Consider the following 12,573-nt stretch of genomic DNA (forward strand, 5'->3'; position numbering starts at 1 on the left):
GCCTTTTGCTCTTGCTACCAGCTATCCACCATCAAGACTTCTTTTCTTTTTAATCCATCACGCGGCTAGTCGATTTCGTAATTTCATTGCAAGTGGAATTAATGATCCGACTAACAATAATACGAATAATAGAATCTGTGTGGTATCTCCTGTTTTCGGGTTTTTCCCTTTATTAACTGTTGATTTATTTCCGGATTTATTCGCATCTGCATCGCGATTAAATTTTAGACCTGTATCTTTCTTATCTGTATTCTTGACGATTGGCGTCTTTTTGCCATCGTCTGTTGGCGGGGTTTCCCCGTCCTTTAGCAGTTTGATGGAATTTGTATCGAAAGCAAATTGCACATCATGCGTTTCTTTGTAGTTGTATGCCGGGATATCTAATGACACCTTTGCATTCATCTTTTCGAATAAATCCTCAACTTCAAATTTAACAACACGCGTATTTGCTTTTTCATCCGCACTGACTACTTCTGGAGTCATATACTTACCTTTAAAATCAACTTGGAAATCTGTAATCCAGGCGCTATCTGTAAAAGTAGCGGAGATATATTTTTTCCCGTCTTTGACTGTTAAAAGACCTGTATTGACAACGTATTGATCCATCATAGACTTGTTGTTTGTGTTGTTTTCCAAAACTTCAAATACGATAGAGTATTCTCCGTCTTTTAGGTTTTTAGCGTCGATGACTGGATTTTCTTCTTTTGGTTCCTCTTTAGGTTCTTCTTCTTTCGGCTCTTCTTTAGGTTCTTCTTTTGGATCTTCAGGTTTTTCTTCATTCAAAGGAATCGCACTAGGGTCAAACTTCAAGCGAACATCGTGATGCATAATATCCATTCCCGGCATTCCAGTATCTACGGATACCTTTGCAGCCATGATCGCGTCTAGGTCTTCAACTTTGAAACGAACAATTCTAGTGTTTTCATCTTTGTTTTCACTTACTACCTCTGTATCAATAAACTCGCCGTTATTTTCTACTTGGAAAGCTGCAATCATTTCACTACTTGTTAACGTTACCGATACAGTAGCTTTCCCGTCTTTTATGACGACAGACGGATTTTGAACATATTTACCCATGGATGATTCTTCATCCTTAGTAGCATGAAGGACGGTCAATGGTAAATCATATTCGCCATCTGCATACTTAAATGATTGCCCCGGATTCTCTTCTTTTGGTTCTTCTTCTGGCTCTTCCTCAGGCTCATCTTCAGCAACTGGAATTGCGCTTGGGTCGAACTGTAAACGAACATCATGGTGCATGACGCCAAAGTTAGGATTTCCAGTATCTACTGAAACTTTTCCAGCTAAGATCCTGTTCAAATCTTCAACTGTAAAACGAACATCCCTAGTATTTTCTTCTTCATTTTCACTAACTACTTCTGTATCAATAAATTCTCCACCATTTTCAACTTGGAAAGCCGCAATCATATCGCTACTTGTTAAAGTAACTGTTACGGTAGCCTTCCCGTCTTTTATGACGACAGATGGGTTTTGAAGGTATCTTGCCATTCCAGATGCTTTATCTTCCGTCGCATGCAGAACGCTCAACGGTAATTCATATTCACCATCTGCATATTTAACGACTGGTCCTGGGTTTTCTTCTTCCGGCTCTTCTTCAGCTAATGGAATCTCACTAGTGTCGAACTGCAAACGAACATCGTGATGCATGACGCCAAAGTCCGGTCTTCCCGTATCCACTGATACTTTTGCAGCCGTGATCGCGTTTAAATCCTCGACAGCAAAACTGACTTTTCTCGTGTCTTCTTCTTTATTTTCACTGATTACTTCCGTGTCAATAAACTCGCCATCGTTTTCTACTTGGAAAGCCGCAATCATATTGCTGCTCGTCAATGTGACTGTAACGGTAGCTTGCCCGTCTTTAATCGATACAATTGGGTTTTGAAGATATCTGCCCATTGACGATTCTTTGTCTTCCGTCGCGTGAAGAACAGTCAACGGTAAATCATATTCACCGTCTTCATACTTAACCGGTTGTGCTGGATTCTCATCCGTAGCGAAAGGGATTTCACTTGGGTCAAATTGCAAGCGAACATCGTGATGCATGACACCATAACTTGGAATTCCAGTATCAACGGATACCTTTGCATTCATAATCGCGGTTAGATCTTCAACCGTAAAACTTACATCTCTAGTGTTTTCTTCTACATTTTCACGAACAACTTCCGTATCAATAAACTTGCCATTATTTTCTACTTGGAAAGCTGCAATCATTTCACTACTTGTTAATGTAACTGTTACAGTAGCTTGACCATCTTCTATGACGACAGTTGGATCTGTTACGTATTTACCCATCGATGATTCTTCGTCTTTAGTGGAATGAAGGACAGTCAACGGCAAATCATATTCGCCGTCTTTATATTTCACATCATCATTAGCAAAAACGGCACCTGTAGGCAACGCTGCAGTGATGACTAATAACAAAGCCAACATCATTGACATGAATTTTTTCATCTAATTTTCTCCTCTATTATATAGTTGTTATTTAATTGCAACTCTACGAACAAGGAATACTCCCGATGCGAGCAGTAATCCAACAAATAAAAATATTGGCGTATTGTCACCTGTTTGCGGGTTGTCCTCAGGTTTTATTGTCTTAGTTTTTGTTTCCGTACTCTTTGTGCTTTTTTCAGTAGTAGTTGTTTTAGCCGTCGTACCTTTATTGGGACCTGCTGCTTTTGCTGCTACATTGGAAGTATTAAAATTAAAGCGAACATCGTATTTATTATCATAATTAATTTCCGGTACGATAATGTGAACTTTAGCGTTTACTAGCTTGTCGACATCCTGCACTTCAAACTGCACCAACTGCGTATCCTTACCTTCACTCAAGACAGTCACATTCCCGAAACTACCACCGTTTTGAACTTGAAAATATTGCCACCATGATTTGTTCTTAATAGTTATTTGAATTAAGTTTTTGCCATCTTTCACGACTAACTTAGCAGGTGACGTCAAATAATCATTCGTAACGGATTTTTCATTACTATTATTTTTTACTACTGTAAATGGCACACTATATTCGCCATCAGCATATTTTGATGCCGCCTCAACTGAATTGGATTGAAATACAGTCAACATGATCACGATTGAAAATAAAACCTTTAACAGTCTACTCATCAAACACACTCCTTAATTTCTCTTAGTTTTCCAAGGTCTAGTAATCAGCAAAGCCGCCATACCCACCACGATAACAATTAATACAATCGTTTTACTGCTACTCTTCTCGGATTTCTTTACTTGCTGCTCACTGTTAGTATCTGTTACTACCTTATCTTCATCATTATTTACTTCTTCTAAACTACTGGCTACTGCGGATTCTATCTCTTCCATTTGATCATTCTCAAAATCAAATCGAACCGAATAGCGGTGATCATAAACCGGTTCCATAGATTCGACCAGTATATGCATCTTAACTTCCACAGGTTGAGACAAATCCTCTTCCAGTTTAAATCGCACAACTCGAGTATCCGCTGCCTCATCCTCACTCACAATTTCCACATCAACGAAAGACTCGCCAAGCGGAACCTGAAGCTCTTTCACCCACGCACTATGATTAATCGAAAACTGGATATATTTCTCACCATTTTCCACTAATAAAGTAGCTGGTTTATCAAAATAATCATTCGCAATCGAGACTGAATCATTATCAGCATTTAAAACTTCATAACCGATTGAAAACGTTCCATCCGAATCTTCAGCATGAACATGAATCGCTGACATCCAAACAAGCATTAAAACCGCAAACTGAAGCAATATTTTCCTAATCAATAATCTTCCTTCCTTTCTAGTTAATCAATCCACTACCAAAATTATATAAACCCGCCACTGAAAATCATTCTCAATAAAAGGCTAAAAAAAAGAACCACCTATTACCTATTCATCCGAACTATACCACTTCCTATTATACGCCAAATCCACCACCACTCAACACAATTCTTTGTATATTGTGTGAAGTATTAGTGAAGTGCAATATTTATGACAGCACCTTTGCAAGACGTTGTTGTGACAGCACCTTTATTATGACGGTACCTATGACGGTACCTGTGCAAGGTGCAATTATGACTATTTGAGAATCTGAATAAAAATCCAAAAGGATATCGACAAAGTTTGTATTGTCGATATTGTTTTTTCAATTTATGCAATTGTAGTGTATTAACTGAATAGTGTCTTGCACAGGTACCTTTCAAGGACCCGCTTAACTGAAACTTTGTACCTATCTCGCTGAATATAAATTAACATTGACTATTTTAGTAATATTGCCTATAGTTATTCAAATTACATCATGATTGGGGTTATGTGAATTGAAGGAGTTTATTAGTAAATTACTTAATGGAATAAGTATCGGTATTGTTGTTGCTTTAATTCCTAACGCATTATTGGGAGAAATTCTAAAATTATTGATTCCTTATTTCCCTGCACTTCAGCATGTTTTTGATATCACTGTATTTGTCATGAGCCTGCTTCCTTTATTAATCGGGGTGATGGTGGGGATTACATTTAAACTGACGCCGATTCAAACAGCGAGTGTGGGTATTGCCGCGATGGTTGGTAGTGGTGCTGTACAGAAGACTGCTGATGGGTTATTCGCACTTAACGGAATCGGAATTGTGCTTAATACCGGAATTACAGCTGCCTTAGCTGTTTTATTCGTGCAATTGCTTGGCGATAAATTAAAAGCTTATTCTATTCTAGTCATGCCGACTTTGAGTATCTTAGTTCCCGGTATGATTGGTTATATGATGCTGCCATATATGAAACATTCTACTGGGATCATTGGTGTTGCAGTTTCAAACGTGACTCAATTACAACCTGTCTTAATGGGTGCGATCATAGCCGTGATTTTCTGCATTATTATATTACTGCCTGTTTCTACTGTCGGTGTTGCAACGGTCATCATGCTTTCAGGCGTGGGTGCTGGTGCAGCGAATTTAGGAATAGTAGCAGCAGGTGTAGGATTAGCCATCGCCAGCTACAAAGCGAACTCGCTTGGCACCGCATTAGCGCATGTGCTCGGTTCGCCTAAGATTCAAATGAAAAACTTTTTGATGAAACCTAAAATCGCAATCCCTATGGTGATTACCGCAGCCATTCTCGGAGGTTTAGCAGGTGTATTAAACATTCAAGGCACACCATACAGTGCAGGTTTCGGTTTATCCGGCCTCGTCGGTCCATTGAATTACATAAATCTAGCAGAGGGCGGTTGGACACAGAAAAATATATCCATCATGCTCAGCACATTCTTAATCCTACCCATTGTACTTAATCTAGGACTCATCTACATATTTTCCAGAAACCTAAAATTAATCAAAGCAACGGATTACAAATTGGATTTCGAATAACTACTTCTAAGGTACCTGTGCAAGGTGCAATTATGACTATTCGCGAACTTACATAAAAAAACAAAAGGGATATCGACAAGTGTTACCTAGTCGATATCCCTTTTTCACTTTATGCAATTGTAGTGTATTAACTGAATAGTGTCTTGCACAGGTACCTAAAAAACTCAACCAAACAACCCAATCAACCAAGGAGCTGCATACAACACCATAAACATCACGCCGTAGTTAACGCCATGTCCTATGAAGCAAGCCAGACACGAGCGCAACGATCATGACGCCAAAAATATTAATCCACCCGGCATCCATATAAGCCAACATGACAACAAGCCCCGTAAATAAGCCAATCAAAGCTTCATGCGGAATCCGTTTGAATACAAATCTACTAATTTCACTTGCATATCTAATCGTAGCGTAATAAGTAACAAAGATTGCGACTGCCGCCCCGATAATCGAAACAATCATAATTTCACTCATCGTGAGGATATGATGAATATTGTGTTCCGGCGTGAAAACAGGGGGCGCGTTGAATAACGCACTCGCCGGTCCGATAGCCATCGGTGAAAGCGGTAAGCCGATTGCGATAAGCGGCACCAATGTGCCCGATATGTATGACGCGTTTGTCAGCGCATCCATCGTGGAAATCGCGCGCGATGCCCTTTTTACTGGATCTTTTATATGTCGCGTCAAAAACTCGCCTAGAAAAACAGTCATGCCAACTGGGGATAAGAAAAATGTAACGGACCCCAATACACTTCCGAGTGATGCGGTCCCAATTTCTTTCCTAGTTAAAATCTTAAACGGATTCGGAAACCCTTTTTCCGGAACAGACTTTTTCAAAACAATTTCTTTGTCCCCAAGTGAGGGTTGTTCGTCTCGATAATCTTTATCCAACAATGCAAACAATTTATAGATGATCGGCCCAATCGTAATTCCAAGGAAGAATGAAACAAACACAGTTTTAGTAGGTGGAATAATCTCCAACCCCCAATAAAGGTGCCGTAATCCTTGAATTAGAAGTGCAAAAGGGACGATAATGGCTAACGACAATATTTTATTCTTCGTCATTAGTGCAAGAAAGATGGCACCTAATAAGAAAATGAGTCCCGCATGTGCACTAATTTTATCCGCTATCGGAAGAATCAGGCTTGCGATTAATAAACTTGCAGGAATTGAAATCAGTGTTCCGATAACTGATCCTGAAGCCATTTTCTTGATACTAACATCGGGTAAGCCATGTTCCTTCAAAACCATCGCGTGCTCTACCATCGGAGCAGCCATGACACCTCCGGGAATACCCGCGACTGCGACTGGAATCGAGTCCGTCAACTTCTTTGCGACAATTGCTGCCATAAAGAACGCTAAAACAACATAAGGTGATACCCCGAGCAGTACAAGCGCTAATGTAACTGGAGCAAGAACCGCCGTTTCATCCGTTCCAGGAGCAATCCCAATAATTGTATAAATAACTGCGCCCCCGACACTTGCCAATATCATTTGAATAATGATCGACGCATCCACGCTATCCCTCCTCTCCCTCTTCTGAAACTTTCCTTTTCGGCCTAATAATAAAGACACTTATAAAAAATCCAATAAGCCCGCCAACGAGACCAAATATTAATGGTTGCGGGTCAGCGCCCCAAGCGATTAAAAATCCACCAAGCGTAAACACAACCGAAATTCCCATAGAAATACAAAGATCTTTCAAATCGACATTATCTCCCCAAATATCGAAGTAGTTTTTATTCCTGTCCTCTTCCAATAAAACCCCTCCTTAATAGTTCGCTATCAAAACCGTCAACACCGTCGCCAATTCAACTCAGTTGAATATAATTCACATCAGTTTATCATACCCGAATTACCACCACAACAAAGCTCAGTCAATGAAATCAATACAACGCCCCCCTCCTAGGTACCTGTGCAAGGTGCAATTATGACTATTCACGACCGTGAATAAAAAGCCAAAAGGATATCGACAAAGCCTTATACAGTCGATACCCCTTTTTCACATTATGCAATTGTAGTGTATTATCTGATTAGTGTCTTGCACAGGTACCTCAAAAATTAATAAAAAACCTCATTTGCCATAGAGTAATATTACCCTGTCAACAAATGAGGTTGCATATTGAAGTATCCGACACTAATTCAAATATCGATCAAGAAAATGATTGACCTTCATTTTATATTCGTCTTCTGCCAATGCAAAGGATTCACCGTGGTTCGCGTTCGGTATCAATAAAAGTTCTTTTTCACTGGCCGTATGCTGATACAAATCCTTCGACATCTCTGTCGGCACAAATGTATCACTTTCCCCGTGGATGTACAAAATCGGAACTTTCGTTTTCTCCACTTCTTTTAATGCATCTGCTTTTTTGAATGAATACCCTGTTTTCATTTTCATCAACAAGCTTGCACCATCCAACAGCGGAAATGCCGGCATATAAAACATCTTCTTCAGTTGATACTTAAATAATTCATAGACGGATTCATACGGACTATCCGCAATAATCGCCTTCACTTGCTTTGGAAGATCTGCTTCGCCGCTCGTCATTAAGACTGTTGCAGCCCCCATCGATAAACCGTGGTAGATGACTTCGGTATTCTTTCCAAGTTCCTCCACTAAAAAACGCGTCCAATCAATGACATCGAATCGATCTGGCCCGCCGAATCCATAGTAATCGCCCTCGCTCAATCCATGGCCTCGAGCATCTGGCATGAAAATATCATAACCTAACTCGTTATAATACTGTCCAAACAACCCCATTTGCCACGCTTCTCCTAAATATCCGTGCGTTAAAACAACCACTTTATTTGTTGGTTGAGACGCAGGTAAAAAGTAACCAATTAGTTGCAACCCATCACGTGACGGGATCGTAACTTTTTGAAACGGTTGATCAGCCACCCAATCTATCCAACTACCATTTATATAAAGGTCCATCGTCTCATCGGACACTTCTAAATCCGCATTGTCTTCCAAGTACTCTTTAGGGCCTCGCTCAATCGCTAACCCATATATAAAGAAACTACCCACGATTTGAATCACCAAGAAGATAGCAACAAAAAGTAACAATAACCTTTTCCATCTAATTCGAATCGTTCTCAGCCCCTAACATTCTAGCTTTATGCATTAATATATGCATATCAATATTATACTAGATATTAGGGCCTATATGTGGGGTTTTATTGTTATTACATGAATTACCAAAGTGGCTTGAAAAAAGGTACCTGTGCACGGTGCAATTATGACTATTTACAGTTTCGAATAAAAAACCAAAAAGATATCAACAAAGTCTTAATTAATCGCTCTACCTTTTTCACCTTATACAATTGTAGTGTATTGTCTGAATAGTATCCTGCACAGGTACCTAAAAATGATTCCCCTCAACTAAAATAAAGGATTCCCCCACACAAATATAGAACCCTATCTAAAGCTAAATACTTAGCAGTAGAAAGGGCGTTATCAATGGAACCCATCATAGAAGTAAAAAAACTTATGAAATCATACAAAAAAAGAAAGTCTAAAGAACACATCCAAGCAGTCAGCGATGTTTCCTTCACAGTGAACAAAGGCGAGATCCTCGGGTTATTAGGGCCGAATGGTGCTGGGAAGACGACGACCATTAAAATGATTTGCGGTTTACTGATTCCTGATTCAGGCACAATTACGATTAACGGTATGAACAATCGTGAGAAGCGCCTTGGGGCATTGAAACATATTAGTGCGGTGTTAGAAGGGAATCGAAATTTGTATTGGCGGTTAACAGTAAGGGAAAACCTTGAGTATTTTGCAGGGAATCGAGGTGCATCACGTAAAGAAGTTGCCAATCAAATCGAGGACCTTTTAGATAGTTTTAATTTAAAAGAGAAGGAAAACGAACTTGTGAATCGGCTTTCACGCGGGATGCAGCAAAAGCTTGCGATTGCTGTGGCGATGCTTGCGAATAGTGATGTCATCTTATTAGACGAGCCTACGCTTGGGTTGGATGTGGAAACAGGGTATGAAGTACGTGAATTATTAAGTAGAATTGTAAAAGATTATAACCGAACAATTATCATCAGTTCTCACGACATGAATGTTATCCAAGATTTATGTGATCGAACAGTGATCATTAACGATGGAAAAATCGTTGTTGATGATAAAGTCGAAAATCTTATGAAACTATTTGAAGTTCGTGCGTATTCGATAACGCTCGGGGATGTTTTGAGCGAGCAACAACAACATATCTTACAACAAAAGTTTCCACAATATGAATATACAACCGATACGATGCAATCAATCCTACAAATTCATTTAACGAAGAGTGATGAGATTTATGATTTATTTGACGTGTTAAAAATGGAAAATACGCCTGTAGAATCTATTGACCGCAATACTATAAACTTCGAACAAATTTTCATGAAGATTGTAAAGGGGGAAAAAGAATATGTTTTGGGCTAACCTCCTGAAGGCAAATGTACGAAAAGAATATATCGAATTGAAACGATATCTACCGAATACGTTGGCTATGGTCTTTACGTTTTACATCATTTTTCTCGGCATGTTCACTGGAATCCAGTTGATTGGCGATCCAAGTACACAAGACATTAATATCCAATATACAATTGTCAATTATATCTTTTGGTTTCTAGCGATGACTGTGATGAACAGTATTGGCTGGGAAATTACGAATGAGGCAATGCGCGGTACACTTGAACAACTTTGCATGTCCCCAATGGGTATTTGGCGAATTATGGTGACCCGACTACTGGCAACTACCGTCCTATATTTTTTCATAATCGTCGGGTTGCTTTATGTATCAATGCTTACAACTGGACAGTGGCTAAACATTGATGCCATATCCATCATGCCTGTTCTCATCCTTACTTTAATAAGTATGTTCGGCGTCGGGTTTATGATTGCTGGAATATCGATCATATTGAAACAGGTTCAAGCTTTTTTACAAATTTTGCAATTTGTATTAGCTGCGTTAACTTTTATCCCATTGTCCGTCGCACCATTTTTTGCTTTCCTTCCTTTCGTCAAGGGTGTCGATCTTGTACGACAAATAATGATTGAGGGCGTTACCTTAACCCAAATTGGTTTAGGAGATTTCATGATTCTCGGCTTTAACGCCATTTTTTACTTCGCATTAGGTCTACTATTCTTTTTCTATTGCGAACGAGTCGCGATGAAAAAGGGATTGCTTGCGCATTATTAATTTTAGTTTCTGAATTAAAAGCCATTCGCGAAAAAGGTACCTGTGCAAGGCCCAATTATGACTATTCTCCGATTCGAATAAATAACCAAAAGGGATATCGACAAAGCTTTCTATAGTCGATATCCCCTTTTCACTTTATGCAATTGTAGTGTATTACCTGAATAGTGTCTTGCACAGGTACCAAAAACTGGCACCAAAAACTTATCATCTATTAACCCCAAACTCTCTCAAAGTTTCTTGCCATACCTCATACCCAGACCCATTCAAATGAATCCCATCTATAGTCCACTGTTTATCCAGTTCATCATTTCCATCCACAAACAAAGAATAGAGATCAATATATGTATATCCGTTGTCAGTTGCAAGTTTCTTAATGTTATCGTTTAACCACAAAATATCATCTTTATCGATATTCTTATAAGTCAGGTCAGGATTGGTAGGCAACAAGCTTTGAATATACACTTCTGTGTTTGGCGTATCTTTGCTGATTTCTTCAAGTATGGATGCGTAATTCTTTAAAATGACATCTCGAGAAACGCCATTAATAAGATCGTTGATGCCAATCAAAATAAATAGCTTAGAAGGTTTAAGATTTGTAGTTTCCTTCAAACGATACAGTACGCCAGATGTTGTATCATCTGCTATCCCCTGATTCCCGACATTCAATTCCGGAAAAGACTCTGCCCAATCGTTAAAATCAGTTAAACTATCTCCCAAAAAAATAACGTCCTTTTCTTCACTTTCTTTAAATATAGATAAACGCGTTTTATAATAATCATCAAATTCATTTTCCTTATTAGTATCCGACAGCTTTGCAGATACATAATCCACAACAAAAGGAATGCCGCCCTTCAGATGAATCGCATACCCAATTACCCCGAAAAGAATTAGATTCAGAACGATTGATGAAATCGCTAGCTTTTTATACATGTTTTCAAATCCCCCTTCAATGCTACTCGTGAGACGTTTGCGCGGAACCTTTTGTGAGGTATCGTTTTTGAGAGATACCTAGGAAGGTACCTGTGCAAGGCCCAATTATGACTATTCGCAGCCTCGAATAAAAAACCAAAAGGATATCGACAAAGCGTTACCTAGTCGGTATCCCCTTTTCAGTTTATGCAATTGTAGTGTATTATCCGAATAGTGTCTTGCACAGGTACCTATTTTTTTAATCCCTATGCTCGTCAATGATCCGTGTGGCAATGCCAGCCAACTCGCCATGTTCAGTGAATTTCTCATCGAGCATATCGGTCAGAATATGTTCTAGGAAGTATTTCACACAATTCATCTCTTGAAACAGAAGGATTGTTCTTAACGCTTCTTCGTAGATTTCTATAAATAACGGCTCCGGATTGTCCTTTTGAATTTCACCGAATGCTTCATAAAGCAGATCGATTTTATCAGCAACGGATAAAATGCGGCCCTCTAACGTCTTGTCTTTACCTTCTTTAAACCGCTCTAAATATATGGCTTGGAACTCAGCTGGAAGTTCTTTTTCTACAAACTTTCTTGTCATCTGTTCCTCTACTTCACTAAATAATTGTTTCAGTTCTTTCGAAGCATATTTTACAGGCGTCTTGATATCACCTGTGAATAGTTCTGCATAATCATGATTCAGTGCCTTTTCATAGAGGACTCTCCAATCCACTTTTTGACCGGATTGCTCTTCGACGGTCCCGAGGAACTGCGCAATTTTGGTCACCTTAAATGAATGACTAGCGACAGAATGCTCCTGAAATTTGAATTTTCCTGGACAACGAATGATTTGTTCTAAATCCGATAAACTTTTAAAATATTGATGGACACCCATCTCAATCATCACCTTTCTATATTTTCTGGGGTATGTAAGTTTACTTATATTATCTTCCCTAATCCGCACGAAAGTATGCAAAAAAGCGGTTCCTAACTCTCCCCTCTCAAAAACCGATTCGACTTATTTCAAGGAAAGTCATACGATTCTCCGGCGCTATGCTAGATTTATTAAGAAGTTTTCATCGACATCTACAAACCTTTCTTGT

General features: G+C 39.1%; 10 protein-coding genes and 1 pseudogene. 3 read left to right on the forward strand and 8 right to left on the reverse strand.

Translation table 11 applies throughout. The annotated features are described in order from the left end of the window. Positions 1 to 57 precede the first annotated feature (57 nt). From J4G36_RS10335 to isdC, 3 genes are read right to left on the reverse strand one after another with little or no spacing between them, the layout of a single operon-like run. Positions 58 to 2,472 carry an NEAT domain-containing protein gene (locus J4G36_RS10335; protein ID WP_210469916.1) on the reverse strand — a complete coding sequence of 805 codons (2,415 nt, stop codon included), beginning with the start codon at positions 2,470 to 2,472 and terminating at the stop codon, positions 58 to 60. Between the two features lie 27 nt (positions 2,473 to 2,499). Beyond that, positions 2,500 to 3,138 carry an NEAT domain-containing protein gene (locus tag J4G36_RS10340; RefSeq protein WP_210469917.1) on the reverse strand — a complete coding sequence of 213 codons (639 nt, stop codon included), beginning with the start codon at positions 3,136 to 3,138 and terminating at the stop codon, positions 2,500 to 2,502. A 12-nt stretch (positions 3,139 to 3,150) separates the two neighbouring features. Continuing rightward, entirely contained in the window at positions 3,151 to 3,789 is a 639-nt protein-coding gene (gene isdC, locus J4G36_RS10345) for a heme uptake protein IsdC (protein WP_210469918.1), read from the reverse strand. Between the two features lie 533 nt (positions 3,790 to 4,322). Between isdC and J4G36_RS10350 the strand changes: the two genes are divergently transcribed. Further along, positions 4,323 to 5,360, forward strand: coding sequence for a PTS sugar transporter subunit IIC (locus J4G36_RS10350; protein ID WP_210469919.1), 1,038 nt, complete (start codon positions 4,323 to 4,325; stop codon positions 5,358 to 5,360). Between the two features lie 164 nt (positions 5,361 to 5,524). Here the strand turns inward: J4G36_RS10350 and J4G36_RS10355 are convergent. From J4G36_RS10355 to J4G36_RS10365, 3 genes and pseudogenes are all read right to left on the reverse strand, one after another. After that, a pseudogene (locus tag J4G36_RS10355) lies at positions 5,525 to 6,878 on the reverse strand (tripartite tricarboxylate transporter permease). A 1-nt stretch (position 6,879) separates the two neighbouring features. Continuing rightward, positions 6,880 to 7,119 carry a hypothetical protein gene (locus J4G36_RS10360; protein WP_210469920.1) on the reverse strand — a complete coding sequence of 80 codons (240 nt, stop codon included), beginning with the start codon at positions 7,117 to 7,119 and terminating at the stop codon, positions 6,880 to 6,882. A 378-nt stretch (positions 7,120 to 7,497) separates the two neighbouring features. Further along, complete coding sequence (locus tag J4G36_RS10365; protein WP_368668752.1) at positions 7,498 to 8,400, reverse strand: alpha/beta hydrolase; 903 nt, start codon at positions 8,398 to 8,400, stop codon at positions 7,498 to 7,500. Positions 8,401 to 8,820: 420 nt separating this feature from the next. Here J4G36_RS10365 and J4G36_RS10370 point away from each other — a divergent pair, with 420 nt between their 5' ends. Together J4G36_RS10370 and J4G36_RS10375 are read left to right on the forward strand one after the other, a co-directional pair. After that, complete coding sequence (locus J4G36_RS10370) at positions 8,821 to 9,795, forward strand: ABC transporter ATP-binding protein (protein ID WP_210469921.1); 975 nt, start codon at positions 8,821 to 8,823, stop codon at positions 9,793 to 9,795. Beyond that, a complete protein-coding gene (locus tag J4G36_RS10375; RefSeq protein ID WP_210469922.1) occupies positions 9,782 to 10,555 on the forward strand; it encodes an ABC transporter permease in 774 nt (257 codons plus the stop codon). The genes J4G36_RS10370 and J4G36_RS10375 overlap by 14 nt, the downstream gene beginning before the upstream one ends. A gap of 204 nt (positions 10,556 to 10,759) precedes the next feature. Here the strand turns inward: J4G36_RS10375 and J4G36_RS10380 are convergent, their stop codons facing one another. Together J4G36_RS10380 and J4G36_RS10385 are read right to left on the reverse strand one after the other, a co-directional pair. Beyond that, on the reverse strand, positions 10,760 to 11,485 hold the full coding sequence (locus J4G36_RS10380; protein ID WP_210469923.1) for a GDSL-type esterase/lipase family protein: 726 nt from the start codon (positions 11,483 to 11,485) through the stop codon (positions 10,760 to 10,762). Positions 11,486 to 11,723: 238 nt separating this feature from the next. Then, a complete protein-coding gene (locus J4G36_RS10385; protein WP_210469924.1) occupies positions 11,724 to 12,365 on the reverse strand; it encodes an HD domain-containing protein in 642 nt (213 codons plus the stop codon). Positions 12,366 to 12,573 lie beyond the last annotated feature (208 nt).

This window comes from Sporosarcina sp. 6E9 (assembly GCF_017921835.1).
Classification (GTDB): domain Bacteria; phylum Bacillota; class Bacilli; order Bacillales_A; family Planococcaceae; genus Sporosarcina.